This window comes from Avibacterium sp. 21-594, from assembly GCF_026226815.1.
Taxonomy (GTDB): domain Bacteria; phylum Pseudomonadota; class Gammaproteobacteria; order Enterobacterales; family Pasteurellaceae; genus Avibacterium; species Avibacterium avium.
In genome coordinates this window covers 1,925,165-1,951,381 of sequence record NZ_JAKKOC010000001.1, presented here as the reverse complement: position 1 = coordinate 1,951,381, position 26,217 = coordinate 1,925,165, and the positions used below count along the sequence as shown (strand labels likewise).

The 26,217-nt window shown below is 41.3% G+C and carries 26 protein-coding genes; 15 read left to right on the top strand and 11 right to left on the bottom strand.

What is annotated here, in order from left to right:
- The first annotated feature begins 83 nt into the window (after window positions 1–83).
- From coaBC to crp, 5 genes are read left to right on the top strand one after another with little or no spacing between them, the layout of a single operon-like run.
- Entirely contained in the window at window positions 84–1,295 is a 1,212-nt protein-coding gene (gene coaBC, locus L5B76_RS09405) for a bifunctional phosphopantothenoylcysteine decarboxylase/phosphopantothenate--cysteine ligase CoaBC (RefSeq protein WP_265755205.1), read from the top strand.
- Window positions 1,296–1,314: 19 nt separating this feature from the next.
- Window positions 1,315–1,770: a dUTP diphosphatase gene (gene dut, locus L5B76_RS09400; protein ID WP_265755204.1), complete on the top strand. Its 456-nt coding sequence runs from the start codon at window positions 1,315–1,317 to the stop codon at window positions 1,768–1,770.
- Window positions 1,771–1,777: 7 nt separating this feature from the next.
- Complete coding sequence (gene slmA, locus L5B76_RS09395) at window positions 1,778–2,455, top strand: nucleoid occlusion factor SlmA (protein WP_265755203.1); 678 nt, start codon at window positions 1,778–1,780, stop codon at window positions 2,453–2,455.
- A gap of 21 nt (window positions 2,456–2,476) precedes the next feature.
- On the top strand, window positions 2,477–2,701 hold the full coding sequence (locus tag L5B76_RS09390) for a YheU family protein (RefSeq protein WP_265755552.1): 225 nt from the start codon (window positions 2,477–2,479) through the stop codon (window positions 2,699–2,701).
- Window positions 2,702–2,717: 16 nt separating this feature from the next.
- The gene (crp, locus tag L5B76_RS09385; protein ID WP_194750425.1) at window positions 2,718–3,365 is read left to right on the top strand and encodes a cAMP-activated global transcriptional regulator CRP; all 648 of its coding nucleotides are present in this window, start codon (window positions 2,718–2,720) and stop codon (window positions 3,363–3,365) included.
- A gap of 454 nt (window positions 3,366–3,819) precedes the next feature.
- Here the strand turns inward: crp and L5B76_RS09380 are convergent, their stop codons facing one another.
- The 3 genes from L5B76_RS09380 to L5B76_RS09370 form a co-directional block, all read right to left on the bottom strand.
- Window positions 3,820–4,248, bottom strand: coding sequence for a type II toxin-antitoxin system HicB family antitoxin (locus tag L5B76_RS09380; protein ID WP_265755201.1), 429 nt, complete (start codon window positions 4,246–4,248; stop codon window positions 3,820–3,822).
- Between the two features lie 30 nt (window positions 4,249–4,278).
- Window positions 4,279–4,464 (bottom strand): type II toxin-antitoxin system HicA family toxin, encoded by a 186-nt coding sequence (locus L5B76_RS09375; RefSeq protein ID WP_265755200.1) that lies wholly within the window; start codon window positions 4,462–4,464, stop codon window positions 4,279–4,281.
- Between the two features lie 272 nt (window positions 4,465–4,736).
- Window positions 4,737–5,684: a transposase gene (locus L5B76_RS09370; RefSeq protein WP_265753833.1), complete on the bottom strand. Its 948-nt coding sequence runs from the start codon at window positions 5,682–5,684 to the stop codon at window positions 4,737–4,739.
- An 828-nt stretch (window positions 5,685–6,512) separates the two neighbouring features.
- Between L5B76_RS09370 and L5B76_RS09365 the strand changes: the two genes are divergently transcribed.
- The 3 genes from L5B76_RS09365 to L5B76_RS09355 all read left to right on the top strand — a co-directional run bounded on the left by L5B76_RS09365 (window position 6,513) and on the right by L5B76_RS09355 (window position 12,446).
- Window positions 6,513–11,321, top strand: coding sequence for a YadA-like family protein (locus L5B76_RS09365; protein WP_265755199.1), 4,809 nt, complete (start codon window positions 6,513–6,515; stop codon window positions 11,319–11,321).
- 455 nt (window positions 11,322–11,776) lie between these two features.
- Complete coding sequence (locus L5B76_RS09360; RefSeq protein WP_265755198.1) at window positions 11,777–12,079, top strand: hypothetical protein; 303 nt, start codon at window positions 11,777–11,779, stop codon at window positions 12,077–12,079.
- Window positions 12,021–12,446 (top strand): hypothetical protein, encoded by a 426-nt coding sequence (locus L5B76_RS09355; protein ID WP_265755197.1) that lies wholly within the window; start codon window positions 12,021–12,023, stop codon window positions 12,444–12,446. Before L5B76_RS09360 ends, L5B76_RS09355 begins: the two co-directional genes overlap by 59 nt.
- A gap of 270 nt (window positions 12,447–12,716) precedes the next feature.
- Here the strand turns inward: L5B76_RS09355 and L5B76_RS09345 are convergent, their stop codons facing one another.
- The 4 genes from L5B76_RS09345 to L5B76_RS09330 form a co-directional block, all read right to left on the bottom strand.
- Window positions 12,717–13,178: a DMT family transporter gene (locus L5B76_RS09345; protein ID WP_265755196.1), complete on the bottom strand. Its 462-nt coding sequence runs from the start codon at window positions 13,176–13,178 to the stop codon at window positions 12,717–12,719.
- 7 nt (window positions 13,179–13,185) lie between these two features.
- A complete protein-coding gene (locus tag L5B76_RS09340) occupies window positions 13,186–14,721 on the bottom strand; it encodes a subtype B tannase (RefSeq protein WP_265755195.1) in 1,536 nt (511 codons plus the stop codon).
- Between the two features lies 1 nt (window position 14,722).
- Window positions 14,723–15,391 carry an NAD(P)H-dependent oxidoreductase gene (locus L5B76_RS09335; protein ID WP_265755194.1) on the bottom strand — a complete coding sequence of 223 codons (669 nt, stop codon included), beginning with the start codon at window positions 15,389–15,391 and terminating at the stop codon, window positions 14,723–14,725.
- A 141-nt stretch (window positions 15,392–15,532) separates the two neighbouring features.
- Window positions 15,533–16,846 (bottom strand): anaerobic C4-dicarboxylate transporter, encoded by a 1,314-nt coding sequence (locus tag L5B76_RS09330; RefSeq protein ID WP_265755193.1) that lies wholly within the window; start codon window positions 16,844–16,846, stop codon window positions 15,533–15,535.
- 275 nt (window positions 16,847–17,121) lie between these two features.
- Between L5B76_RS09330 and L5B76_RS09325 the strand changes: the two genes are divergently transcribed.
- Both L5B76_RS09325 and secB read left to right on the top strand, forming a co-directional pair.
- Window positions 17,122–17,568 carry a rhodanese-like domain-containing protein gene (locus tag L5B76_RS09325; protein ID WP_265755192.1) on the top strand — a complete coding sequence of 149 codons (447 nt, stop codon included), beginning with the start codon at window positions 17,122–17,124 and terminating at the stop codon, window positions 17,566–17,568.
- Window positions 17,569–17,586: 18 nt separating this feature from the next.
- Window positions 17,587–18,093: a protein-export chaperone SecB gene (gene secB / locus L5B76_RS09320; protein ID WP_265755191.1), complete on the top strand. Its 507-nt coding sequence runs from the start codon at window positions 17,587–17,589 to the stop codon at window positions 18,091–18,093.
- 460 nt (window positions 18,094–18,553) lie between these two features.
- Here secB and L5B76_RS09315 read toward each other — a convergent pair whose 3' ends face one another.
- The gene (locus L5B76_RS09315) at window positions 18,554–18,856 is read right to left on the bottom strand and encodes an addiction module antidote protein (RefSeq protein ID WP_194751558.1); all 303 of its coding nucleotides are present in this window, start codon (window positions 18,854–18,856) and stop codon (window positions 18,554–18,556) included.
- 4 nt (window positions 18,857–18,860) lie between these two features.
- Window positions 18,861–19,157 (bottom strand): type II toxin-antitoxin system RelE/ParE family toxin, encoded by a 297-nt coding sequence (locus L5B76_RS09310; protein ID WP_265755190.1) that lies wholly within the window; start codon window positions 19,155–19,157, stop codon window positions 18,861–18,863.
- A gap of 191 nt (window positions 19,158–19,348) precedes the next feature.
- Here L5B76_RS09310 and gpsA point away from each other — a divergent pair, with 191 nt between their 5' ends.
- The 3 genes from gpsA to L5B76_RS09295 are packed head-to-tail and all read left to right on the top strand — an operon-like array spanning window position 19,349 to window position 21,986.
- On the top strand, window positions 19,349–20,362 hold the full coding sequence (gene gpsA, locus L5B76_RS09305) for an NAD(P)H-dependent glycerol-3-phosphate dehydrogenase (RefSeq protein ID WP_265755189.1): 1,014 nt from the start codon (window positions 19,349–19,351) through the stop codon (window positions 20,360–20,362).
- Window position 20,363: 1 nt separating this feature from the next.
- Complete coding sequence (cysE, locus tag L5B76_RS09300) at window positions 20,364–21,161, top strand: serine O-acetyltransferase (protein ID WP_126371260.1); 798 nt, start codon at window positions 20,364–20,366, stop codon at window positions 21,159–21,161.
- 9 nt (window positions 21,162–21,170) lie between these two features.
- The gene (locus L5B76_RS09295) at window positions 21,171–21,986 is read left to right on the top strand and encodes a shikimate 5-dehydrogenase (RefSeq protein ID WP_265755188.1); all 816 of its coding nucleotides are present in this window, start codon (window positions 21,171–21,173) and stop codon (window positions 21,984–21,986) included.
- Between the two features lie 65 nt (window positions 21,987–22,051).
- Here L5B76_RS09295 and purB read toward each other — a convergent pair whose 3' ends face one another.
- Entirely contained in the window at window positions 22,052–23,419 is a 1,368-nt protein-coding gene (purB, locus tag L5B76_RS09290) for an adenylosuccinate lyase (RefSeq protein ID WP_265755187.1), read from the bottom strand.
- Between the two features lie 12 nt (window positions 23,420–23,431).
- On the bottom strand, window positions 23,432–24,043 hold the full coding sequence (gene hflD / locus L5B76_RS09285; RefSeq protein ID WP_265755186.1) for a high frequency lysogenization protein HflD: 612 nt from the start codon (window positions 24,041–24,043) through the stop codon (window positions 23,432–23,434).
- A 280-nt stretch (window positions 24,044–24,323) separates the two neighbouring features.
- On the opposite strand from hflD, the gene L5B76_RS09280 reads away from it, so the two are divergent.
- Window positions 24,324–24,734: a copper chaperone PCu(A)C gene (locus L5B76_RS09280; protein WP_265755185.1), complete on the top strand. Its 411-nt coding sequence runs from the start codon at window positions 24,324–24,326 to the stop codon at window positions 24,732–24,734.
- A gap of 133 nt (window positions 24,735–24,867) precedes the next feature.
- Complete coding sequence (locus tag L5B76_RS09275; RefSeq protein ID WP_265755184.1) at window positions 24,868–26,175, top strand: ATP-binding protein; 1,308 nt, start codon at window positions 24,868–24,870, stop codon at window positions 26,173–26,175.
- The last annotated feature ends 42 nt before the right edge of the window (window positions 26,176–26,217 follow it).

The window sequence follows — 26,217 nt, the reverse complement described above, 5'->3', positions numbered from 1 at the left end:
ATCCAGATCGAAAAATTGAATTTTTTATTGGGCAAAATTACAGTAAAATTAACCGCACTTTTAATTTGGATTGATTGGAAATAATGCAAGATCTTCAAGGAAAACGTATTGTTGTTGGCATAACAGGGGGAATTGCGGCTTATAAAAGCATTGAGCTTATTCGCTTGCTTCGCAAAAGCCAAGCGGAAGTGCGCGTGGTTCTCACTCCTGCGGCGGCAGAATTTGTTACGCCACTCACGTTGCAAGCCATTTCAGGCAATGCGGTGGCTCAGTCATTGCTTGATCCCCAAGCAGAACTGGCAATGGGGCATATTGAACTGGCGAAATGGGCAGATCTCATTGTGATCGCCCCTGCCAGCGCAGATTTTATGGCACGCTTAAACGCAGGAATGGCCAATGATCTGTTGACGACTATTTGTCTTGCCACCAGTGCACCGATTTTGCTTGCGCCAGCGATGAATCAGCAAATGTTCCGCCAACCCATTACCCAACAAAATTTGGCCAGTTTAAAAGCCCGTGGCATTGCAACCATTGGGCCTAACAGTGGTGAACAGGCCTGTGGGGATATGGGCTTTGGACGAATGTCAGAACCAGCCGAAATTTACACCGCACTTTGCGAAATATTGTTAGCGCCACAAGATCTTAGCCACTTAACCATTGCGATCACCGCTGGCCCAACTCGCGAAGCCATTGATCCCGTGCGTTATATTAGCAATCATAGTTCAGGCAAAATGGGCTTTGCTATCGCTGAAGCTTTTGCTAAACGAGGGGCGAAAGTCAAATTAATTGCAGGGCCAGTGAATTTGCCTACCCCTGCTCAAGTGGAACGAATTGATGTGATTTCCGCGCAAGAAATGGCAGACGCCTCTCTTTCTCTTGCACCGCAAGTGGATATTTTTATTGGTTGTGCGGCGGTGGCGGATTACCGTGTCGCGCAAATCGCCGAGCAAAAAATGAAGAAAACCGCTGATAGCGATACGCTCACCTTAGAATTGGTGAAAAACCCTGATATTATTGCAGCAGTGGCGGCGCTGAACGAAAATCGCCCATTTGTGGTGGGGTTTGCGGCAGAAACGCAAAATGTTGCACAATATGCACAAGACAAATTAGCGCGTAAAAATTTAGATCTGATCTGCGCCAATGATGTGTCTAACGGACAAGGCTTTAATGGTGATGATAATCAGCTCCAGCTTTTCTGGCATGATGGCAGCGTGCAATTACCGCGTAGCAGTAAAAAAGATCTGGCGGTGCAACTTGCCCAACAGATTATAGAACGCTTTCAAGCTCAAGTTTGAACGAAGGAATAAACAAAAAATGAAAAAGATTGACGTAAAAATTTTAGATAGCCGAATTGGCACGGAATTTCCCTTGCCAGCTTATGCCACAAGCGGTTCAGCGGGCTTAGATCTGCGCGCGTTGGTAGAAGAAAGTTTTGAAATTCAACCGGGGGAAACCAAATTAATTCCCACCGGGCTTTCTATTTATATCGCCGATCCTAACCTTGCGGCAGTGATTTTGCCACGTTCAGGGCTTGGGCATAAAAATGGGATTGTATTGGGCAATTTGGTGGGCTTGATTGATTCCGATTACCAAGGGCCTTTAATGGTATCAATGTGGAACCGTGGCTCGCAGCCTTTCAAAGTGGATATAGGTGATCGCATTGCACAGCTTGTATTTGTACCTGTGGTGCAAGCAGAATTTAATATTGTGAGCGATTTTGAACAAACAGAACGTGGTGAAGGCGGATTTGGCCATTCAGGCAAACAATAGAGGAACTATGGTCGAAGAACAACTGGAAATTGCAGGCATTGAGCCTGCGCCCGAACAAAAGCTTAGCGAAAAAAATACAGAAAAGGCACCGAAAAGCGACAAACGCAGCGTAAAAGAACGCCGTCAGCAAGTGCTAACTGTACTCACTCATATGCTTCATTCAGAACAAGGAATGGAACGAATGACCACAGCACGTCTTGCAGAAAAAGTGGGGGTATCTGAAGCCGCGTTATATCGCTATTTCCCAAGCAAAACCAAAATGTTCGAGGCCTTGATTGAAAATTTGGAAGGCACATTATTTAGCCGTATTAACCAATCAATCAAAAACGAAACGAATACAATGAACCGCGTGCGCGATATTTTACAAATGATCTTAGATTTTGCGCGCAAAAATCCTGGATTAACTCGTGTGCTAACAGGCCACGCCCTAATGTTTGAAGATCCGAAATTACAAGCACGCGTGGCGCAATTTTTCGATCGCCTAGAATTCCAATTTGTGAATATTTTACAAATGCGCAAACTGCGTGAAGGGCGTGCCTTTAGCATTGACGAACGTATTATCGCCACTTATTTAGTCAATCTCTGCGAAGGGCAGTTTATGCGTTATGTGCGGTCGAATTTTCGCCATAATTCAAACCAAAACTTTGAACAACAGTGGAAACTTATTGCGGTACACTTTGCATAATAGCAATTTTTAGGTAAGATGATGATTATTCCTTGGCAAGATTTAGAAGAAGAAACGCTCATTAATATTGCAGAAAGTTTCATTCTGCGTGAAGGGACGGATTACGGTGAACAGGAGCTTTCCCTGCAACAGAAAACTGAAAATTTACTGACCAACATACGTCAAGGAAAGGCTGTAATTGTTTGGTCGGAATTACACGAATCCATTGATATAAAAGATAAAATGGACTTTTTCAAGCATAAGTAATACACAGGAGGGCACCGTGCAAGAACAACAAGGACAAACCCACACTCCACCAATGGATCCAACCGTAGAATGGTTTCTTTCTCATTGTCATATTCATAAATACCCAGCGAAAAGCTCGCTCATTCACGCAGGTGAAAAAGCAGAAACGCTCTACTATTTAATTAAAGGCTCGGTTGCCGTATTAGTGAAAGATGATGAAGGCAAAGAAATGATCCTAAGTTATCTTGGACAAGGGGATTTTTTTGGCGAAGCAGGGTTATTTCACGAAGGGCAATTACGCTCGGCGTGGATCAAAACCAAAACCGCTTGCGAAGTGGCTGAAATTTCCTACAAAAAATTCCGCCAACTTATCCAAGTGAATCCTGAAGTGTTAATGTATCTCACCGCCCAACTGGCAGATCGCCTACAAAACACTTCCAAACAAGTTCGCAATCTTGCTTTCTTAGACGTAACAGGACGCATTGCCCAAACCCTACTTAATTTAACCAAAATGCCAGACGCAATGACCCACCCTGAAGGAATGCAGATCAAAATCACCCGCCAAGAAATTGGCCAAATGGTTGGCTGCTCACGAGAAACGGTTGGCCGCATTCTAAAAATGCTCGAAGAACAACATCTCATCTCCGCCAGAGGAAAAACCATTGTGGTTTATGGCTCGCGCTAATAAAAATGGACTGATTTTTCAGTCCATTTTTCAAATCTCCCCTAATTTCAAATCTCCCCTAACCCCTCTTTACAAAAGAGGGGGACTGGATCGAAGCGTGTTAAAGATCTCAAGTAAAAAATAACAAAACCAAAAAAACTAGAAAAAACCACCGCACTTTTTTGTACCATCGAATTTTATCATCGCGAAAAAATGTAGTGGCGGAGCTATGTGTCCGCCTGAAAGATATATCTACAACAACAAAACGTAGAATGGGCTTTAGCCCATTAAAGGGGAAATTTCGTTGAACGGTGGGCTGAAGCCGCACCCTACCTATGCACATAAAAATGCAAACAATATCGTTAAGAAATTTGTGAGTGATGCCCCAAGCAATCCCCTTTAGTAAAGAAAGGGTAGGGGGATATTTGGAAAAACGAATACAAAAACCACCGCACTTTTAGTTTTAATTACGTCATTATTCTCGTAGTTCTTTTTGTGAAGCAATGGCTAAAAAATGGCTACGATCTTTATAAATTGGGTTGCTTGCCACACGGCTATCAATGCGTTTGATGAGATATTCAGGCAAGCTGATATTAATACGATGGCGTTTGCCTTGATAAGCAGAAATATCCACATCAAGCAATAGCCAAGTATCGCAATAATTAAAGTCTTCCAAGCTTTGGTAGTGTTTATAGCCTTTGTCTTGAAGATCACTGATATTTGTGCCGTCTTCAAACATCATTTCTAAGATAGAATGAATGGCGTCTGTAGCTTGAACAGGGATTTCTTCAAGGGTATCAGCTGCGCTAATACAAGCGTATTTATCTGTAAATAACACTGGCACAGCAATGCCGTAAGCCTCATTTTCGTTATCAGGGGTTTCAATGCCGATAGTAAATAACATAGTCGCTCCTTGTAGGTTAGCTCGGCAGAGCTATAAAAGCCCTGCCGATTTTTTGATGGATCTTAATGTTCCAATTGCAATGTGTTGCTTGGGGGGTGGTACAGAAAATATTTTTCCTGTAATGGGCGACTGCCAGATTTGGTGATCGCCTTTACCCTGCCGAACAAATGTGCAACCAGCATTTTTAAGTTCCTTGATTAAGTCGCGTGAGTGCATGCTTCCTCCTTGTCGTCTTAATCGGGAATGATTATACACAAGCATACACACAAAAACAAATGTTGTTAATTTACACTAATTTCAAATCTCCCCTAACCCCTCTTTACGAAAGAGGGGGACTGGATCGAAGCGTGTTTAAGATCTCACGTAAAAAATAACCAAGCCAAAAACCTAGAAAAAACCACCGCACTTTTTTACTTCATCGAATTTTCTCATCGCGAAAAAATGTAGCAACTGTATTCCGCTAAAAAGCAAAAATACAAATTCGTTAATTAAAGCGCGTGAGCGTCCCATTGCGAGCCATCGCGGACAATCGCATTTAAAATGGTTAGAAGCTTACGCATACAGGCGTTAATCGCCACTTTGAACGCCTTACCATTAGCGCGTAAACGTTCGTAAAATTGTTTGAGTTTAGGCTCAAAACGCACGCAAACAAATGTGGCCATATACAGTGCATTTCGCACGGCTTTGCGACCACCTGAACAGCGGCTTTTCCATTTGGTGTCACCGCTTTCTTTCGGATGTGGCGCAACGCCAACAAGCGAAGCAATTTGTTTATGTGTATATTGACCTAACTCAGGCAACATTGACATCAAAACGGCTATCGTTTGTGTGCCTAACCCTTTGATGTCTTTAAACTTTTTTATTGTATCGTCAAAATGTTTGAGATGCTGTTCGATTTCACTATCCAGCTCATCAATACGCAGACAGAGATAGTCGATATGCTGCTCAACACTGAGTCGTTGTGTGGAATGGACTTGTTCAAGGCGGTTTTTCTCCGCGGAACGCATTTCAACAAGCTGATTACGGCGTGAAACAAGGGCTTCAAGCTGTTCTTGCTCGGGAGTCGGTGGTATGTAAAGCTGTTGCGCTACATTATCACGCATTGCGAGCATCTGGGCGTAAAAAGCCAACATTTTGGCGTCTTTATTGTCGGTTTTTGCTAGTGACTGCGACATCGCAAACTGATTGGTTTGTCGCGGGTTGGCAATCACCACACGAAAGCCTGCGCGGTGGAGTGCTTTAGCTAATGGAAGTTCAAGCCCACCGGTGCTTTCAAGGACAATTAAGTCCACACTGAAACGACGTAAATACTCAATGGTATGCGCAATCCCTTTCGGGTTGTTGGTTTCGGTCTTTGTTCGTTTTTGGTTAGAAAGCCCAATAACGAAATGACGTTTAGCAACATCAATACCACAATAAGTTTGTTCATTCATCATTAACCTGCCTTGCATTCGGGTTTAAGTCTGGCAACTGTTCGGTTTTTTGGTGAAATGTTATCTGCTCTCATTGCTACAACTCGGTTTGTTGCCTGGGGCGGACTCGAGATGCAGATAACGGGGTTTTGTTGCTATTTTATATTAATTTTAATATACAAGTGGCGGAGCTATGTGTCCGCCTGAAAGATATGTCCACAAAAAACGTAGAATGGGCTTTAGCCCATCAAAGGGAAATTGCGTTGAACGGTGGGCTGAAGCCGCACCCTACCTATGCACATAAAAATGCAAACAATATCGTTAAGAAAGAAATTTGTGAATAATGTTCCAAGAAATCTCCTTTATCAACGAGAAGATAGGAAAGATTTGGAAAAAACTGTAAAAGAAACCGATTGCTTTGTTGAAAAATAAAGCAAACGATACGAAAAAATCAAAAATTTTTGACCGCTCTTTTAGGGCTTGCTTTCCTTCATAATGAGTTGATTAAATTGGCTTTTTTTTATTCAAAGGAGAAAAATTACACTTTTTCTTTGTGCTAAATGGCGTTCGTTGCGTTTTTTTGTGTTAAGGGAAATGATGATGTATATGCCTAAATAGGTAGATCTACTCCATAATGAGTATATGATTTACAAAACACCTTTTCATTTTTACAAAACTTTACACATCTTCCAGTGAAACGGTTTTGCAATTTATGTGCTATTGAGTGATAATGCGTTGCCATTTATCCTTTTGGGGAGAGGTTATACCTCTGCTCAATAATTATTCAAAGGATTGACGGTTTTTAACAAGAATGTTCAACATAATATAAGCTTATTAAGGCATAAATAATATATGAATAAAATTTTCAAAATCATTTGGAGCAAAGCTCTAAATCAATTAGTGGTAACTTCAGAATTATCCCGTGGTGAAGGTAAAGCCACAAAAACCTCGGAAAGCAAAGTAGGCAGCCAACGCGCTTCTGTTTTAAAAACAGCCTACTCAGCGGTTAGCTTAGCGGTGTTAGCGGCCCTACCAACTACGGCAAGTGCTTTTCTTACTGCAGGTGCGGGCCAAGTAAATGGAAACTTCGATGATCCAACAACTGTGGAGAATTCGGGGATTGCAATTAGCGGTGGTCAGGCAAGTTATGGAGGTACAGCAATTGGCTATGGCACAAAGGCTCAAGGGAGAGGCTCTGTAGCAATAGGTATCGCTGCAAATGCTCATGGTGAAACCGGTGTCAAACCAAATAACGCTATTGCAATTGGTAACGAAGCAGTATCACAAAAAGGAGCAATAGCGCTAGGGCAAAATGCAAATGCTTTTGACTATGGTGTTGCAATTGGTCAAAACGCAAATGCTGGGCTTTATGGTTCTGTTGCAATAGGTGGCGGTTCTGTAGCAAAACTAGGTGGGACAACTAATAATACAAGCCTTCAAGAAGCTTTTGGTGGTTCGTTATCAGTAAATAATGTTAGTCAGACTTACCAATATGCAAATGGAGGGGCTACAAGAATTGAAAATCCTGAGAAGGCAGGCGAGTTTTCTCGAGTAGTTGCTTTTAATGGTCGTCAACTTCAAGATATTGCAGCAGGTCAAATCACAAACACTTCTACTGATGCGGTAAACGGTTCACAGCTTTTCGCCGTGGCAAAATATGTGAATGATTTAGCGACACAAACTGTATTTAACTTTAAAACTAAGCAAGATTCAGCTGATCCAGCAGATGCATTTACTTGGACATTAGACAAAGAGAAAAATGTTACTTTTGCAGCGAATGGCCCACTTGCAGTGGAATCTTCAGCTGACAATACAATCACTTATAGTCTTAATACGACTAAATTTGCTGAAGACGCTTCTAATAATATTACCTTAAATGATGGTAATGTAACCGTAGCTAACGGTGGTGAAAACAAAATTGCTACCGCTGGTGATGTAGCAAAAGCAATTAATGCAGCCGTTGCAGATGCCAAAGCAAATAGCAATTCTTCATCATTATATGGTGCGGATAATTCTACTGATTCTGCTAACAATATTACCCGTTCATCAACAGAAAAATTAACAATTGCTGGTGGGGCGACGACACTCTCTGATAATAATATTGGAACTGTTGCAGATTCTTCTACTGGTAAAGTAACAGTTAAATTGGCGAAAGCATTAACAGGGTTAACTTCTGCGACTTTTGGTGAGGCTCCTAATACAACAACGATCAATAAAGACGGTGTAACCATTACAAATGATGGTAAAACAGTAACCTTAACCAAAGATGGTTTGACTGGTATCGAAAGCAAGTTAACTAAAGATAGTAATGATCTTGTAGACTTAAGCAAACCAACTGATGGAACAGCTCCAGCTGTATCAGACAACACCGCCGCAACCGTAGGCGATTTACGTAATATGGGTTGGGTAGTGAGTGCTGGAGATGATTACAGTGCAACAGTGAAAAACGCAAATGAAGTGAAATTTGTGGGTACAGGCGCAGCGAAAGTTTCAGGCGAAACTGAAGGTGATGTTCGTACAATCACAGTGGATGTTGATACACAAGCTATTACCAATGAAGCGTTGGATAAATCACCAATTGAGTATGTAAATGCGAATGGTGATAAGGTCATCAAAGAAGGTGATAACTACTACACTGTAACAACAGGTGATGATGGTCAGCCAGTAAAAACTGAAGTTAGCCCATCAGATGTTAAAACTGCATTAAAAGATCCAGATGGTAAAGGTGGTTCAACATTAACCAACGTTGCAGATAACTTACCAACACCAAATGCAACAGCTAATACAAAACCAGATGTATCAAATATCGGTAACAACGCAGCAAACATCAATGATGTGTTAAATGCGGGTTGGAACTTGAAAGAGAAAACAGCTGGTACTACAACTGATAAAGACTTTGTTAAACCTTACGACACTATTGTTTTTGCTGATGGCACAGGTACAACAGCGAATGTTGTAACAGGTGAAGATGGCACAAGTTCAGAAATCAAATTTAACGTTAAAACTGCTACCTTTGAAACAGGTGCAAATGGTGTAACAGCTAAGAATGCAGATGGTGTACCTGCTGATGCAACAGATACTTTTGCAACCGCAGCAGAAGTTGCTCGCGTAATTAATGAAGCGGCAGCAGCATCTCCATTAACAACTGTTGATCCTGAAGGGAATGAAGTAGTTAAAGTTGGTGATAACTGGTATAAGAAATCAGATTTAGAAAATGGTCAACCAAAAGATGGTGTTAGTCCAGTAGATGCTGCAGATGTTACAACAGCATTAAAAGATCCAAGTGGTTCAACAACTAACCCAGGTACATTAACAAATGTAACCAGTGGTTTAGGCACAACAGAGGGTGGGAAAGCAGACGGTCTTGTAGACTTAAGCAAACCAACTGATGGAGCAGCTCCAGCTGTATCAGACAACACCGCTGCAACCGTAGGCGATTTACGTAATATGGGTTGGGTAGTGAGTGCTGGAGATGATTACAGCGCAGCAGTGAAAAACGCGAATGAAGTGAAATTTGTTGGCGCAAATGGTGCGAAAGTAACAGGTGCAACAGCAGAAGATGGTGTTCGTACAATCACAGTTGATGTAGATACTCAAAGTGTATTAGATAAATCACCGATTGAGTATGTAAATGCAGCAGGTGAAAAAGTTGTTCAAGATAAAGATGGAAACTGGTATAAACCATCAGACTTAAATTCAGATGGTACACCGAAAGCTAATACAACAGCAGTAGAGCCAAAAGATGTTAAAACTGCATTAAAAGATCCAACAAATGGTACAGATGGTGCAACGTTAACTAACATTAAAGATAATTTAACAGCACCAGCGGATGCGAATGCAACATCAGGCACAAAACCAGCCAATGCAGGTGATATTGGTAACAACGCAGCAAACATCAATGATGTGTTAAATGCAGGTTGGAACTTACAAGCTAATGGTGAAGCAAAAGACTTCGTTCGTCCTTATGATACTGTTAACTTTGTAAATGGTAATGGTGCAACTGTAACCGTTACACCTAACGAAGATGGTTCATCAAGCGATATTCGTATTGATACACCACTTGCGTATGTAGGTACTGACGGCAAGACTGAAACTGATGGTAAGCCAAATACAGCAACTAACACAGTTAAATTAGTTGGTAAAGAAGACGCTCCAGTTACTTTAACCAATGTTAAAGCGGGTTCTGTAGCAAAAGGTAGCACTGATGCAATCAATGGTGATCAGTTATTTGATATCAAAAATATTTTAGGTGATTCTACAACTGTAAATGATGATGGTTCAATTTCTGCTCAAAATATTGGTGGCACTAATGCAAATAACATTAATGATGCGATCGCTGCAGTTAAAAATATTGCAGATTCAGCAACTGCTGCTGCAGGTAAAAAGACTGTAGTAAAAGCAAAAGCTGATCAAACTAACATTAAAGTGGAAAAAGTTGCTGACACTGATGGTGCGCCAACTTATGAAGTGTCAATGTCAGATACTTTAAATGTAACCAGCGTAACTGCAGGCAATACAACAGTAAACAATGCAGGTGTAACTATCAGTAATACCGATCCTAAGAAAGCGGTTTCTTTAACCGAGACAGGATTAAATAACGGTGGTAATGCAATTTCTAATGTTGCAAGTGGTTTAAATGGTAAAACACTTGATGATATTAAGAATGACGCAAATGCACCAGAGCGTAACAATGTAGCAAATGTTGCTGATTTACTGGCAGTTCAAGAGACTCTTCAAGGTGATATGAGTAGCATTACAAATAACTTCAACAAAACCATTGGTGAAGATTTTGTAAATCAAGACGGTTCATTAAATGATGCAGGTAAAGATGCATTAAAAACTTATGATACTGCAGGTCAAACAGTAACTAAGAATGAAAATGTGATCTCTGCGATCAAAAATATGAACGAAAATGGTATTAAATACTTCCACACCAATGATGGTCAAGTGGCTAGCGGTACTGCAGAAACTAAGGATTCTAGCGCGGCGGGTAAATACTCAACTGCGGTAGGTTACAATTCTAAAGTGGGTAAAGATGCTGAAAACAGTGTGGCAATTGGTGCTAACAACGAAGTTAATACTGCAAACACTTATGCTTTAGGTAGCAACATCAAGCAAACCGTGGCAAACTCAGTGTTCCTTGGTAACAAAGCAGCATCAGCTGGCGTGAATACCGGTAACGTAAGCTATCAAGGCAGAAATAATGCTAATGTAGCTGGCGTGGACAATGTAGTTGGTGTAGTTTCAGTTGGTAACGAAAACGAAACGCGTCAAATCCAAAATGTGGCAGCAGGTGTAATCTCTGCAACAAGTACAGACGCAGTGAACGGTAGCCAATTGTATGATACACACAAAAACATCAATAGATTGGAAAATGCGGTAACTAATATGGGTAACGAATTAGGTAACCGAATTAACCACGTTGATCGTAAACTTCGCGCAGGTGTTGCAGGTGCAGTAGCAACTGCTGGCTTACCACAAGCTTACATTCCAGGTAAGAGTATGGTTGCCGTAGCAGGTGGTACATACCGTGGCGAAAACGCTATCGCAGTGGGTGCATCTCGCATCTCTGATAACGGTAAAGTTATCTTGAAACTTACAGGTAGCAGCAATAGCCGTGGCGACCTAAGTGGTAGCGTGGGCGTGGGATACCAATGGTAATCTAACCCCTTAAACTACATAGAAATAAAAACAGCATCTCTTTAGATGCTGTTTTTTTATGGGAATTTTTAGGTATTATAAAGACAAAGAGCGGTAAAAATTTTTCAAGTTTTTACCGCTTTTTTATTGGAAAAGATAAAAGTGCGGTGGTTTTGTCTTTGTTTTATTTAATCTGTTAAAGCACTCCATAGAAACCGAAATTTTATATGCATTAGTAAAAATTCTTGAAGACATTGTAAAAGTTGCCCTTCTTGCCTTTACAGTTGATGGCTGCGTGATTTTTATTATCCGTGAGACTTATCTCGAAAAAATAACATAGCTCAAAAATGCAGGGGATCAGGCTATAGCCACGAAATCAACAAGAACGTATTATGCGATAGATATTAAGAACGAAAGCCCTTTTTTGTTGTTGATAAATAGAAAAGGTGTTAGGATCGCAAGAAAGGAGGTTAGCAATGAATAAAAATGCACCTTTCATTCGTGAAATTATTAATTGCACGGCCCAAATTAAAGGTGAATATTCGAGCTATCTTAAAACAACAAGTCATAAGGACAGCCCTATGAAAATAAGCCCACATATTGAAGAAATGTTGAAAGAAAGCGATGCTCAAGGGGTGGAAGGCGTTTCTGTTTTTGAAAATGACGCTCAAGCAGTGCTTCAGTCTTTGGCCATTCAACACTTAGCAGGCAAGTTAAATAATGATCACCCAAAGAAAAATAAACGACGTCATCATCAGCCACGACTTTTATCAGCTTAGTGAACAAATTGGTTATACCGCAGATATTATTCTTGATTATCAGCAAGAAATTGGACAGCTTATCCGAACTTGGAAATTAGCCAAATGCGTTGAAATTTATCAAGATAATACAGATTATGCTTATGGCAGAATAAAAGATACAAATTCTACTGATGGTTCTTCGCCTTATTATATTGGTGTGTTTCATTCTCGTGTATTGCCAGATGATAATGACCCGTTATTAATTCTAACCTTTGCTGGCGATACTCTCGTAATAAGAATGTTTGCCGACCACGATGAATTATTTGGCACTTTTCAAGAAAAATACAACAAAAGCAAATTAAAAGCGATAAAACAGCGTATTTCATCATTTCTGTTTAAAAAATGAGCAGGTTATTTAACTTGCTTTTTTGTTATCCCCCAATCCACATCGCAAACCGCTATCCAATCCTTATCAAATCCCCAACAATAGCCCTATTTAACACCTATCAATAGTGCTATGTCCGCAGAAAATAACCGCAAAATTGAAAACCTGATCCGCTATGGCGTGGTTGCCGAAGTGGATTGTGCCGTGCGCGTGTGCAATCAGGCGAAATCTTAACAGATTGGTTGCCTTGGTGTACTTTTGGCGCAAAGGCGATCAAAATCTGGTCGCAGATTACCCAAACAACCTTTTCCCAAAGAAAAACAGTACGAGGCCTAATCCCATAAATACAAAGCCGATGAGTTGCCAGATTTGGATTGGGCGGGCGGTCATTCCGATTAAGCCGAAATGATCGATGATGGCGGCGGCGATGAGTTGGCCGACAATAATGAAAAAGAGCATATTGGTTACGCCCATTTTCGGCGCAAGGAAAATGGTGGTGAAAACCACGAGCGCGCCCAGTGGGCCGCCGATCAGTTTCCACAAGGGTTGTTTTGGCACTTGTTGTAAGGCGGTGAAGAGATCGGCTTTCCACCAGCAGATGAAAAAGAGCAGCAATGTGCCTGTTGCGAAGGAAATTAAAGCAGCGACAACAGGCTGCCCCATTAATGAACCTGCCAGTTGGCTGTTAATGGCGGCTTGCGTGGCAAGGGCGACACCAGCGCATAGGGCGATCAGAATAAATGAAATTAGCATACACGTCCTAATTTTTTGTAAGGTTATCAATCCATTCAAATAATTCATCTAGATCATAATCACCAGAATGAGGAACGGCCCAAGGCATTGCATAATCTACATTTTTACCTGACATGCTTAATTTAATGGCTAAAATTGCACTAATTGCATGTGAGGTATCTCTATCTGCGGTGCCGACACGAATACGCCAATGTTGTGCTGATTTAGGGTTATTAATGTAGTTCATCACATTCATTAATTTGATGGTTTCTTTATTTGCTAAGCTACCTTGCACTTTAGAATGTTGCTGAGAATATTCAGTAAAATGTTGGTTATTAATGGTTTCTGTACCAAATAAATTATTCTCACCAGAACTAAGATCCAGTGCGTCAAAAGCTGGTGGAGATTTCATTCGTTTAGCTGAATGAATATAGCCATACCAATCAAGATCTTGAACGCCATTTTTATCAATCTTAATCCAATCAAAATCAGATAAATCAGTGCCACTTGCATAAGCTTGTTGCGCTGATTTTAATATTTGATTTTTCATATAGGCTTCAAAAGAACCTTTTCCTTTTTCGTTTAATGTCAGTGGCTGATTGTTTTCATCACGTAAATCTAGTGCATTTAAATAAGCAGGAAATAAGCTTTTTAACTCATTAGAAGTTTGGATTTCTGTTTCGGTTAAATTCCCTTCAATTCTTGGCATTGGCTTTGAGCGATCATTAAATGTTTGAGCATTAAGTTTGCTCATATCAATTCGACTGAACTGATTTAAACCATTAAATTCCCATTCATAAGCCTTATCAGCCTGTTCGAGATTAGTAATAGGGCAATAAGCAGAAACAGCAAATATAGTATCGCTGGCTTCAGCTGCGCCTAAAGATTGGAAGTAAGGCTTGTAATCTAAACTATCCCCGCTTGCACCTAATAAAGCAGATAATGCCCCTCCTGCGCTAGTGCCATTAGAAATAATTTTATTTGCATCACCAGGCATTCGTGCATCGTTAAAATGTAGATAACGAACTGCCGATTTTAGATCAATGATGGCCGCAGGGGCTTTTCCTGTATATTTGCCATTTTGTTCTAGTGTTCTGCCACGAGCCCCCACACTTGCAACCACATAGCCTTTAGAAAGTGCGGTCAAAATTGCATTTGGTTTTTCTCCCGAGCCAAACCCTTTATTGTCATAAGTGGCAGGTTTGGCAGGCATATACCCACCAACAGCATTAGGTAAAAAAATAGGAGCCGTTTCTAGGTTAAAACCATTTATTGTCCCCCCTTCAAAGTAAATTTCTGGCACATAAAAATTTAAACTTTGGTAATCAGCATTGGTAGGATATTTTACATATACAATTTTCTCAAAAGCACGAAATTTAAGGGACTTACCATTTACTTGCACTGTAAAAGAGCGGTAATTTTTTCCATCAAATTCAAGCTGGTATCCATCTTTTGTTTGATTAAAATAAGGTAATGAGTCGAAAGAATGTTGCTCTTCTAATTGAGCGTACGCTGTACAGATAGACGTTGTGGCAATGAATGCACTAAATAATATTTTTCTCATTTTATTTAACCCACTCCACCACGTCATCAAAGGCTTGGCGTGTTTTTTCTCTTGGTTCGTTTAGGCGATAACCAAACGAAGCCATTACGCTGAGTTTGTATTCGTCTGCCTTGTATAAGCCTTCAGCCATCAATAGATCATTCATTTTTTGCAGTGGGAAGCCTTCAATCGGCGTGCTGTCAATGCCGATCATTGCGGCGCTGGTGAGCATATTGCCGAGCGCGATATAACTTTGGCGGCACGCCCAGTTGTAAAACGCCACGGGGTTTTCAGTTAGAGCAAAATCCTTTTCAGTGAAGTTGCGGTAGAAACCTTGACGCAGTTTGAGCGCGTCTTCAGGGATATGATGCACATCACGCATAATATGTGGAACGTATTCGCCATCGGCTAAAAGGGTTTGCGGTTGGCGCACCAAAATCACCACAAAATGGCTACAATCCATAATCTTATCTTTCGCGCCCCAAGCGTTATCACGGATTAATTCTTTAATATGCTGATTTTCGATCACTAAGAATTTCCACGGCTCAAAGCCGAATGAACTTGGCGAAAGACGGGCGGTTTCAAGGATAAAACGAAAATCTTCATCGCTGATTTTTTTGCTTGGATCATATTGTTTGCACGCGTGGCGGAAATGGTAAGCATCAAGAATTTGTTGTTTTGAAATGGTCATTGTGATTTTCCTTTGCTATATCAAGTGGCAATATTATGCGGAAGTTTGGCTAGGAATGCCATAGCTAACTTTTTGTATAAGATGCGGGCATAAAAAAACTGGGAGCAATGCCCCCAGTTGAGAAATAAAGTGCGGTAAAAATTACAGCAAAATATTGGCAAATAATAAGCCGAAAGCAAGGCTGAATGCCATACTTAATAAGCCCGGCAACATAAAGCTGTGGTTAAAGATAAATTTACCAATGCGTGTTGTGCCGGTGGTATCAAAGTCAATGGAAGCAATGATTGGGCCGTAGTTTGGAATGAAGAAGTAACCATTTACTGCCACAAATACCCCAACTAATACAGGCGCTGGAATGCCTAATGCGATACCTACTGGGAATAAGGTTGCCACTGTTGCACCTTGGCTGTTTACTAATACAGAAAGCACGAATAACGCAAGGGCGAATGTCCAAGGCGCGGTTTCTACCAAGACTTTCACGCTTTCTTTTACTTCGGTCATATGGGCTTGCATTAATGTATCACCTAACCACGCAATACCGAAAATGGCGATAACCGCACGCATACCCGCGTGGAATACGGAACCCTGTGTAATGGCGTTGCCGTTTGGTTTACAAGTTAAGATGATTAACGCACCCACGGTAAGCATTACAATTTCGATAGTGTGTGCCATTCCCATTGCTTTGCCGTCAAAGGCTGGGCGTAGGCTTGGGAATGCCCCCATTAATACCACAAGTAATGCACCAAATAGGAATAAGCCAACAGATAGTTTCGCCGTTGGTTTTAATTGAATGTTGTCTGGGTTTACGTCTGTGTGGTTTTCTTTTACATACTCAGGATCTTGTAATAAACGTTGATAATTCGGGTCATCTTTTAATTCTTTACCCATTTTATTGACGAAAATACAAGCCACTGCCAAACCTAAAATGGTTGATGGCATTGTTACCATTAAGACATCACCAAGGTGAATACCTTGTGGTTCAAGATAGGCCACCACCGCCACCACTGCCGCAGCGATTGGGCTAGCAACGATAGCAAATTGTGATGCAATTACCGCCATTGAAAGTGGACGCTCAGGACGAATGCCGTTGTGGCGGCTGACTTCAGCAATTACAGGCAATACAGAATAGGCAACGTGACCTGTTCCCGCTAATACGGTGAATGTCCAAGTTACCGCTGGTGCAATAAAGGTGATGTATTTCGGGTGTTTACGCAAAATGTTGGTGGCAATTTTGATCATATAATCTAAACCGCCTGCTGCTTGCATTGCTGCCGCTGCAGAAACCACCGCCATAATCATTAACATTACGTTGATTGGTAAGCCCGCTGGTTGTAAACCAAAACCGAAAGAGAGAATAGCAAGCCCTGCGCCGCCCATTACCCCCAAGCCGATACCGCCAATGCGCGCACCAATCAAAATGCACACCAATACGATGGCAAATTGGAGAAAAAACATAATAGAACCTCTTATAAATGATAAAAGATAAAATGATTTTCTTTTTGAGAATAGCCAAAAGAAAATGTCCACATAAAGGGATACCCCTATAATCGGCGCTAATATAGCAATAAAGTGTCATTATCGCTATATTTCTGCTAACTATTTTTGTTTATCTCTTGATTTAGAATAAATTATTGAATAACGACACAGGAATTTCACAGACTTCCTTTGAAAGATCAATAAAGTGCGGTTATACTTAAGCCTTTATTTTGAACTAAAACATAGAGAGTAAAATGCAAGAATTTCTACCGATGGCAACTGCTTTTGCCAAAAATCACACATTAATGGTTATTTCTTGGATAGCCGTATTTTTTCTCGTTATTTATACCTATTTCAAAGCATTCATCACCAAAGTGAAAACCATTGAGAATGCGGAATTGGTTAGTTTAATGAATAATAAAGATGCCACCGTGATCGATGTGCGCACCCTTGATGAATTTGAACGTGGGCATATTATTCACAGCATTCATTTACTACCAAGCGAAATTAAAAATCAAAATATTGGTAAAATTGAACAGCATAAAGACAAGCCTGTTGTGGTGGTTTGTGCCACAGGAATGGCAGCTGGCGCGTCCGCAGAGCTTTTGGCTAAACAAGGATTTAGCGACGTGTACGCATTAAAAGAAGGGATTGCAGGTTGGCGTTCAGCGAATTTGCCATTAGTGAAAAAAGATAAATAACTCACAGAGGAATAAAAAATGACTGAGCAAAATCAAGAAGTTGCAACGGAAGCACAAGCAACAGAAGCCGTATTACAAATTCAACGCATCTATATTAAAGATGTGTCTTTTGAAGCACCAAATCTTCCACATATTTTCCAACAAGAGTGGAAACCACAACTTTCTTTCGATTTAAACACCGAAGTGGTTGAATTGGGTGAAGATCTTTATGAAGTATGTTTAAACATTTCCACCGAAACCACCCTTGAAGAAAGCGGTGATGTAGCATTTATTTGTGAAGTAAAACAAGCAGGCGTGTTTACTGTGAGTGGCCTTGAAGGGGTTCAACTTGCCCATTGCTTAACCTCACAATGCCCAAATATGCTTTTCCCTTATGCGCGTGAATTAATTGCTAGCCTTGTAAACCGCGGCACATTCCCGCCATTAAATCTTTCTCCAGTAAACTTTGATGCACTCTTTATGGAATATTTAGAGCGCCAACAAGCGGAGCAAGCACAAAGCGAGCAAGCAGAAACCGTGAATTAATCAGAAAAGTGGGCGGAAATGCCCACTTTTTTTATATAAATTTCCAAATCATCTCTGCTTTCCAAATTTCCCCTAACCCCTCTTTACTAAAGAGGGGAATTTCTTGGAACATCATTTACAAATTCCCTAAAGACACTGTTTACATTTGTGGTAGGTAGGGTGAGGCTTCAGCCCACCATTAAACGCAATTTCCCCTTTGATGGGCTAAAGCCCATTCTACGTTTTGTTGTGGGAATATCTTTCAGGCGGACACATCGGTCCGCCACTACATTTGTCGCGATGAAAAAATTTGATGACGCAGAAAAGTGCGGTGGTTTTTTCTGGATTTTTGGCTTTGTTATTTTTTACTTGAGATCTTAGACACGCTTCGATCCAATCCCCCTCTTTAGTAAAGAGGGGGGAGGGGAGATTTGTTAGCTATATTGTACGATTGGTTATGTGAAAATAATTAAGAAAAAAATTACCGCACTTTAATTGTTGGCACGAGCTCCAAATTAAACGCTGCGAGAATTTTTTGTATGGTTTCAAATCTCGGTTTACTGCCTTTGGATAGGGTTTTATACAAACTTTCACGCCCTAAACCTGTTTGTTTAGCCAGCTCCGTCATTCCTCTTGCTCTTGCGACTGTTGAAAGAGCGGTTAAAAATTCTTCTTGATCTCCACTTTTTAGGGTTTCAGCTAAATAAGCCTGTATATCTTCTTCCGTAGTAAGGTATTTTGCTGCGTCAAAATGACTTGTTTTAATATTTGCTTTTAATTTCATTATGTTAATCCTCGATCATCATTCTTGCTTTGTTAATATCTGCCTGTTGTGTTGATTTATCGCCACCACACAACAAAAAATATAAGGTATTGCCATCTTGAATGTAATAAACACGATAACCTGCTCCTGTTGCTATTCGCATTTCATAAAGCCCACCACCTAATGGTTTATGATCACCGAAATTTCCTCGCTCGGCTCGCTCTATTCGCTTGATAATTGCCATTTTTGCTATGCGATTTTTTAAATTCATTAGCCAATGGTCAAATTCAGCTGTTGTTCTTATTTCATTTATTTTTTCCATACTCACCTCCTTTTTAAATTGTATTCGATAGGATACAATTTGGCAAGATAATCTATCCAACTACTTTATGTAACGCCCCACCACTAACTCACTTCTGTAAAAATTCTATTTTCAGTCTAATTCAAGTAGGTTAAACTCAAGGCATTAACAGTGAATGTGATTCACCTTTATTTTAATTATGGGGATTATTAATGCACAACAACATCTCAAATTCACCCATTACCGTGATTGGCGCAGGATCTTACGGCACGGCGCTGGCTATCAGCTTTTCTCGCAATGGTTCGCCGACTTATCTTTGGGGACACGATCCCGCACATATGCAACGTTTGAATGAAGAACGTTGCAACCAAGCCTTTTTACCGAATATTCCTTTTCCAAGTGCGCTTGAAATAGAAAGCGATCTTGCAAGTGCGGTGCAAAAATCGCGAGATTTATTGATCGTTGTACCAAGCCACGTTTTTGGCGAAGTTTTACAAAAAATCCGACCGCACTTACAACCACATCACCGCATTGTGTGGGCAACCAAAGGCTTAGAGCGTGATACAGGGCGTTTATTGCAACAAGTGGTGGAAGAAAAACTTGGCACGCAATATCCCCTTGCGGTGCTTTCTGGGCCAACCTTTGCGAAAGAGCTGGCGGCAGGATTGCCTACGGCAATAGCGCTGGCTTCACACGATCAGGCTTTCGCGGAAGAGTTTCAGGCGCGTATTCATTGCAGCAAACATTTCCGTGTTTATATTAATCAGGATATGATCGGCGTTCAGCTTGGTGGCGCGATTAAAAACGTGATCGCCATTGGCGCTGGAATGTCTGATGGTATGGGCTTTGGCGCAAATGCACGCACTGCCTTGATTACCCGTGGCTTGGCGGAAATCAGCCGATTAGGTGAAGCCCTTGGAGCAAATCCAAGCACCTTTATGGGAATGTCTGGCTTAGGTGATCTGGTGCTAACCTGTACCGACAACCAATCGCGTAACCGCCGTTTTGGTTTAATGCTTGGGCAAGGCAAAAATGCCGAAGAAGCCTTGGCTGAAATTGGACAAGTGGTGGAAGGGTTCTACAACACCAAAGAAGCCTATTTACTCGCTCAGCGCCACGGAGTAGAAATGCCGATTACCGAACAAATTTACCAAGTGTTATTCTGCGGTAAAAATGCGCAAGATGTGGCATTAAGCCTGCTTGGACGTGAGCGCAAAGGAGAATAAAATGCCTGCTGAAGTTTGGAAATTACTCCGTCAAGAAGCGAAAGAATTAGCAGAATGTGAGCCAATGCTCGCCAGTTTTTTTCATTCCACCATTCTTAAACATCAAAATCTTGGCAATGCGTTGAGCTATATTTTGGCGAATAAATTAGCCAATCCCATTATGCCAGCCATTGCCCTGCGTGAAATTATTGAAGAAGCCTACCAAGTTGAGCCTGATATTATCGGCAGTGCTGCTTGTGATATTCGTGCGGTGCGCCAACGAGATCCAGCGGTGGAATTATGGACAACGCCGTTGCTTTATTTAAAAGGCTTTCACGCCTTACAAAGCTACCGCATAACCCATTATTTATGGCAGCGTAACCGCAAGGCGCTGGCGATTTATTTGCAAAATGAAATTTCCGTTGCCTTTGATGTGGATATTCACCCTGCGGCGAAAATTGGCTGCGGCATTATGTTCGACCACGCCACAGGCATTGTGGTGGGTGAAACCTCAGTGATTGAAAATGATGTCTCCATTTTGCAAGGCGTTACCCTTGGCGGAACAGGAAAAGAATCTGGCGACCGCCACCCGAAAGTGCGTGAGGGCGTGATGATTGGCGCAGGCGCGAAAATTCTCGGCAATATTGAAATTGGCCGTTACGCCAAAATCGGTGCAAATTCTGTGGTGTTGCAAGCCGTGCCAGAATACACCACCGTAGCAGGCGTGCCATCAAAAGCGATTGGCAAAGACAAAGCCGCTAAGCCAGCTTTTGAAATGAATCAATGCTTTATTGATAAAGATACAAATTTGAATATTTAAGAGGTTGAAATGATTAATAAAGACACCACGCTCTGCATTTCTCTATCAGGGCGACCAAGTAACAACGGCACGTATTTTCACAATTATTTGTACCAAAAATTAGAGCTGAATTACATTTATAAAGCCTTCACCACCAATAATATTGGCGATGCCGTAAAAGGTGTTCGTGCTCTTGGCATTCGCGGTTGTGCAGTTTCAATGCCATTTAAAGAAAGCTGTATGCCTTTTGTGGACGAAATCGATCCTTCTGCGCAAGCCATTGAATCGGTTAATACTATTGTTAATAATGGCGGACATTTGGTTGCGTATAATACCGATTACATTGCCATTGCAAAATTAATCGAAAAATATCAATTAGATAAACATAGCAGTGTGATCGTACAAGGCAGCGGCGGAATGGCAAAAGCAGTGGTGGCGGCGTTCAAAAATGCTGGATTCACGCAGCTTAAAATTTATGCGCGTAATGCTGAAACAGGGGGCTATTTAGCCAATTTATATGGCTATCAATACCTTGCCGATCTCAACGATCAGCAAGCGGATATTTTAGTTAATGTTACGCCAATCGGAATGCAAGGAGGCAAAGAAGAATTTGATTTAGCTTTCCCTGAGCCGATGATCGCTCAAGCAAATGTGATTTTTGATGTGGTAGCAATGCCTGCCGAAACGCCATTAATTCAATACGCACGAGAGCAAGGCAAACAAATTATTTCAGGTGAAGAAGTGCTTACTTTGCAGGCTGTGGAGCAATTTGTGCTTTACACTCAGCAACGCCCAAGCGATGAATTAATCGCAGAAGCGCGCGCTTTTACTAAAGCCCATCTTTAATTTCTTAGCAAACAACAGTGCGGTGAAAAATGTCGAGATTTTTCACCGCACTTATTTTTAGCCCATTAAAGTTTTTCCACTAACACCACCGCTGCGCCAATATAAGTGGCTGGGGTGAGTTGTTGTAAGCGCTGTTTTTCGTGCGCTGGAATGTCTAACTTCTCAATAAACTCACGCATTGCTTGCTCATCAACGCGTTTTCCGCGTGTCAGTTCTTTCAATTTTTCGTAAGGTTTTTCAATGCCATAACGGCGCATTACGGTTTGAATTGGCTCAGCCAACACTTCCCAGTTTTGGTTGAGTTCATCACGCAAGTGCTGTTCATTCACTTCAAGTTTGCTAATGCCTTTTCTGGTGGCGGCATAGGCGATTAGACAATAGCCCAGGCCCACGCCCAGATTACGCAACACGGTGGAATCCGTTAAATCACGTTGCCAGCGAGAGATCGGCAATTTCGCCCCGAGATGCCCCATTACCGCATTTGCAATGCCGAGATTTCCCTCTGAGTTTTCAAAGTCAATCGGGTTCACTTTGTGCGGCATTGTGGATGATCCAATTTCGCCCGCGATGGTGCGTTGTTTGAAGTGATTTAATGCGATGTAGCCCCAAAGATCGCGGTCAAAATCAATAATAATAGTGTTGAAACGGGCGATATTATCGAACAGCTCCGCGATATAATCGTGCGGCTCAATTTGTGTGGTGTAAGGGTTCCATTTAATGCCTAGCGAAGTAACAAATTCTTCACTAAATTGATGCCAATCTACATCAGGATAAGCGGATAAATGGGCATTGTAGTTTCCCACTGCACCGTTGATTTTGCCAAGAATTTCAATGTCTTGTAGTTGTTTGAACTGACGTTTCAAGCGATACACCACATTCGCCATTTCTTTCCCAACGGTGGACGGAGAAGCAGGCTGTCCGTGTGTGCGCGAAAGTAATGGGATCGCTTTGTATTCGTGGGCTAGGCGCTCAATCTCATCAATTAATTTTTGCCATTCAGGCAAAATCACTTCTTCGCGCGCCGTTTTCAACATTAAGGCGTGAGAAAGGTTGTTAATATCTTCAGAAGTACAAGCAAAATGGATAAACTCGCTCACCGCAGCTAATTCTTCAAGTGCGGTAGTTTTTTCTTTCAAAAAGTATTCCACCGCTTTTACATCGTGGTTGGTGGTTTTTTCAATTTCTTTGATACGTTGTGCATCCACCAAACTAAAATTCGCCACAATTTCATCAAGGTAATCGTTTGCTTTTTGCGACAAAGAAGGCACTTCTTGAATTTGTGCAGTCGCCGCCAATTTTTGTAGCCAACGAACTTCGACCGTAACACGGAATTTGAGCAAGCCAAATTCGCTAAAAATAGCGCGCAAAGCTGTTGTTTTGTCTTGATAACGACCATCAATCGGGGAAATCGCGGTAAGTGCGTTTAATTCCATAAGAAAGAACTCCTAAAGGGTTGAGTAAATTTGTTGTGCCGTTGTGGCGATTTTGCCACGGGAAAAAAGAAACTGGTATTTTTTACCGCCAACTTGACGCCATAGCACCGCGGAGCGAATACCCGTCAATAGACTTGCGCGAATACGGTGCTGAATGCCCTGTTGTTGCAAATAATCTGGCGCGCCAAGCACCTGAATACGGCTACCGAGCGGGCTGATGACGTCCACATAAATGCTAGCAAGATTGCTTATCATCTGCTCATCAAGTAAATCATAAAAATTGAGCTGTGAAGGCAAATAGGCGATGCGTTGTGCCAATTCCGCCTTTGCTTTTGGCGATTTACTCAGCTTGCCTTCCAAGGCCAGCAAGCTCACCCAGTAGCGCGTTAGCTCCGCATCTCGGCCATTGAGCTGTTCCATCAAGGTTTGCAAGCCTAATTTTAAGTTTGCCGCATTGCCACCATAAACTGCTAAGGTATTTTCGGGCGAAGTTTGTAATAAGCTTTGTAGGCTGGCGTTGAAAGCCAAATTGTCGGCACTGCCGTGATGAGCGAATTGTTTCACTAGCGCAGCCGCTTGGCATACACCAGCAAGGGCAAGGGTGATGTCGTAATAATCTGCCATTTTGCTATGAATGTTGTATGAAAATCATTATGTGGGCGAGAATCTCTCAAAAACTGGGGCAATATAGCATTTTTCGCCTTGCTTTAAAAGGCAAACAACGAATGAAAGCAAAATGACAAATTCTTGCTAGGGTCTGTTGATAATTTATTTTGCATTTGAGCTGGCGGCTAGTTTTTGTGAGAAAAAGGTGAATGTGGTAAAGTTTAGTTATTCTAAACAAGCCACAGCCCTGCACTGTAGCAGTTTTATTTCAATCTATTTTAATAAAAAGGAGAACCCAATGAACGCGATGAAAAAAATCGGCTTAATTTGCACCGCACTTTTCCCACTAGTAGCCCAAGCGGAAATTGTTGTGAGCCAAGCCACCATCTTCCCCACCGAAAAAGCAGGGCAACCAAGCGCTATTTTTATGCAGCTGCAAAACACTGGCAATGAAAGCGTCAATCTGCTTTTCGCCGAAAGCCAACAGCCCGCGCGCCTAGAATTACACGGAATGCACAACGGCAAAATGCACGCACTCAACGGCATTGAAATCCCCGCGAAACAAAGTGTTAGCCTAAAACGTGGTGGCTTACACATTATGGTTTTCGATCTCACCCAACCAATCCAACAAGGCGAAACTTTCCCAATCAAGCTGTTTTTTGATGATGGGGAAGTGGTGGAAGTAAATGCAGAGGCTGCAACTAAATAACCACATATTCCTTTATAAAAATGTAATATAATTGCATTTTTCATTGGAAAAAATGCTTTACCGCTTCTTTTTTTTCCTTGTAAAAAATCATAACCTACTTAAAATAGCCTATCTTGCTAGGGAGAAAATTTTAATGAAACGCACGATTTTACAAGCCTTAGAAAAATGGAAAGCGAAACCCAACAGAAAGCCTTTAATTATTCAAGGCGCTCGCCAAGTGGGCAAAACTTGGGCAATGAAATATTTTGGTAAACATTATTTTAGCAAAGTAGCTTATGTAAACTTTGATAACAATCCAAGAATGAAAACCCTGTTTTCTAGTGATTTTGATATTAACCGATTGATTTTAGGTTTAAAAATCGAAACTGGTGTTGATATTCAAGCAGAAGATACATTGCTCATTTTTGATGAAATCCAAGAAGTCCCGCAAGCGTTGGCATCGCTCAAATATTTTTATGAAAATGCACCGCACTTTTATATTATTGCGGCAGGCTCATTACTTGGCGTATCCTTACATCATCAAGTTTCTTTCCCTGTGGGGAAAGTGGATTTTATGCCAATGTATCCTATGCACTTTAGCGAATTTTTGTTGGCATTGGGGCAAGATGATCTTGTTACGTTACTCAAAACGCAAGATTGGGCATTAATTTCTGCAATGAAAAGTCGGTATATTGAACTATTACGACAATATTACTTTATTGGTGGAATGCCTGAAGCTGTGCAAACTTTTATTGATACACAAAATTTTGATGCTGTAAGGGAAGTGCAACGTAATTTGCTGATCGCCTATGAGCAAGATTTTTCTAAACATATTCAAGACGGCTACACGGTACAAAAAGTGCGGTCTATTTGGGCATCAATTCCAGAACAATTAGCAAAAGAAAACAAAAAGTTTTTTTATGCCAATCTACAAAAAGGAGCAAGAAGCAAAGATTACGAAATTGCGTTGCAATGGCTAAAAGATAGTGGATTAGTACATTGTGTACAGCGAATTAAAAAGCCACATTTACCGCTTTCAGCCTATCAAGATAATGCATTCAAACTATACGGCTTAGATGTTGGCTTGCTAGCTGCGCAAAGCCATTTAGATATCAGCACCTTACTTGAAGGCAATCGCATTTTCAGTGAGTTCAAAGGGGCATTGACTGAACAATATGTATTACAGCAATTCATTGCTCAACAGGATAATCCTGTATGTTATTGGGCAACCGAGAAAGGAACGGCGGAGGTCGATTTTGTGATACAGCTGCAACAATCTATCATTCCGATTGAAGTAAAAGCAGAAGAAAATTTGAAGGCAAAAAGCCTACGAGTTTATGTAGAGCAATATAATCCTAAACAGGCTCTGCGCTTTTCTATGGCGGATTATCGCCATCAAGATTGGCTAATCAATATTCCTTTGTATGCCGTACAAGAAAGTTTAAATTTACATACGGCATAACCTTTTTATTATAAATAAAGTCGCCAAGCAATATTGGCGGCT

Bases quoted from the DNA above. Each gene is read 5' to 3' on its own strand.
- L5B76_RS09295 (WP_265755188.1), top strand. From the start codon at position 21,171: ATGATTAATAAAGACACCACGCTCTGCATTTCTCTATCAGGGCGACCA.
- L5B76_RS09360 (WP_265755198.1), top strand. From the start codon at position 11,777: ATGAATAAAAATGCACCTTTCATTCGTGAAATTATTAATTGCACGGCC.
- L5B76_RS09335 (WP_265755194.1), bottom strand. From the start codon at position 15,391: ATGACCATTTCAAAACAACAAATTCTTGATGCTTACCATTTCCGCCAC.
- L5B76_RS09390 (WP_265755552.1), top strand. From the start codon at position 2,477: ATGATTATTCCTTGGCAAGATTTAGAAGAAGAAACGCTCATTAATATT.
- L5B76_RS09370 (WP_265753833.1), bottom strand. From the start codon at position 5,684: ATGATGAATGAACAAACTTATTGTGGTATTGATGTTGCTAAACGTCAT.
- coaBC (WP_265755205.1), top strand. From the start codon at position 84: ATGCAAGATCTTCAAGGAAAACGTATTGTTGTTGGCATAACAGGGGGA.
- L5B76_RS09315 (WP_194751558.1), bottom strand. From the start codon at position 18,856: ATGAAATTAAAAGCAAATATTAAAACAAGTCATTTTGACGCAGCAAAA.
- hflD (WP_265755186.1), bottom strand. From the start codon at position 24,043: ATGGCAGATTATTACGACATCACCCTTGCCCTTGCTGGTGTATGCCAA.
- dut (WP_265755204.1), top strand. From the start codon at position 1,315: ATGAAAAAGATTGACGTAAAAATTTTAGATAGCCGAATTGGCACGGAA.
- L5B76_RS09280 (WP_265755185.1), top strand. From the start codon at position 24,324: ATGAACGCGATGAAAAAAATCGGCTTAATTTGCACCGCACTTTTCCCA.
- slmA (WP_265755203.1), top strand. From the start codon at position 1,778: ATGGTCGAAGAACAACTGGAAATTGCAGGCATTGAGCCTGCGCCCGAA.
- cysE (WP_126371260.1), top strand. From the start codon at position 20,364: ATGCCTGCTGAAGTTTGGAAATTACTCCGTCAAGAAGCGAAAGAATTA.
- L5B76_RS09340 (WP_265755195.1), bottom strand. From the start codon at position 14,721: ATGAGAAAAATATTATTTAGTGCATTCATTGCCACAACGTCTATCTGT.
- L5B76_RS09380 (WP_265755201.1), bottom strand. From the start codon at position 4,248: ATGTTATTTACTATCGGCATTGAAACCCCTGATAACGAAAATGAGGCT.
- L5B76_RS09375 (WP_265755200.1), bottom strand. From the start codon at position 4,464: ATGCACTCACGCGACTTAATCAAGGAACTTAAAAATGCTGGTTGCACA.
- L5B76_RS09310 (WP_265755190.1), bottom strand. From the start codon at position 19,157: ATGGAAAAAATAAATGAAATAAGAACAACAGCTGAATTTGACCATTGG.
- L5B76_RS09275 (WP_265755184.1), top strand. From the start codon at position 24,868: ATGAAACGCACGATTTTACAAGCCTTAGAAAAATGGAAAGCGAAACCC.
- L5B76_RS09330 (WP_265755193.1), bottom strand. From the start codon at position 16,846: ATGTTTTTTCTCCAATTTGCCATCGTATTGGTGTGCATTTTGATTGGT.
- L5B76_RS09345 (WP_265755196.1), bottom strand. From the start codon at position 13,178: ATGCTAATTTCATTTATTCTGATCGCCCTATGCGCTGGTGTCGCCCTT.
- L5B76_RS09355 (WP_265755197.1), top strand. From the start codon at position 12,021: ATGATCACCCAAAGAAAAATAAACGACGTCATCATCAGCCACGACTTT.
- gpsA (WP_265755189.1), top strand. From the start codon at position 19,349: ATGCACAACAACATCTCAAATTCACCCATTACCGTGATTGGCGCAGGA.
- secB (WP_265755191.1), top strand. From the start codon at position 17,587: ATGACTGAGCAAAATCAAGAAGTTGCAACGGAAGCACAAGCAACAGAA.
- purB (WP_265755187.1), bottom strand. From the start codon at position 23,419: ATGGAATTAAACGCACTTACCGCGATTTCCCCGATTGATGGTCGTTAT.
- L5B76_RS09365 (WP_265755199.1), top strand. From the start codon at position 6,513: ATGAATAAAATTTTCAAAATCATTTGGAGCAAAGCTCTAAATCAATTA.
- L5B76_RS09325 (WP_265755192.1), top strand. From the start codon at position 17,122: ATGCAAGAATTTCTACCGATGGCAACTGCTTTTGCCAAAAATCACACA.